General features: G+C 58.4%; 1 protein-coding gene. It reads left to right on the plus strand.

Annotated features, from left to right (window positions below; genetic code table 11):
* Positions 1-293: ATP-binding cassette domain-containing protein (locus PPL9_RS30940; RefSeq protein ID WP_152986893.1), on the plus strand; the 293-nt coding region annotated here is incomplete at both ends.

Raw genomic sequence — 293 nt, forward strand, 5'->3', positions numbered from 1 at the left:
GTTGGCTACCTGCCGCAGGATGTGGAACTGTTTGACGGCACCATTGCCGAAAACATCTCCCGCTTTGCGCCAGAACGCGATGACGAGAAGATTTTGGAAGCCGCCCAGCTTGCCAACGTGCATGAGCTGGTCACCAGTCTGGCTGACGGTTATGACACACAGGTTGGCGAAGGCGGGGCATTGCTTTCTGCCGGACAGCGCCAGCGTGTGGGTCTGGCCCGTGCGCTTTATGACAGCCCGTTCCTGATCGTGCTCGATGAGCCGAACTCCAATCTGGATTCAGAAGGCGAAGC

Origin of the sequence: Pseudovibrio sp. POLY-S9 (assembly GCF_001431305.1) — a bacterium.
Lineage (GTDB): Bacteria > Pseudomonadota > Alphaproteobacteria > Rhizobiales > Stappiaceae > Pseudovibrio.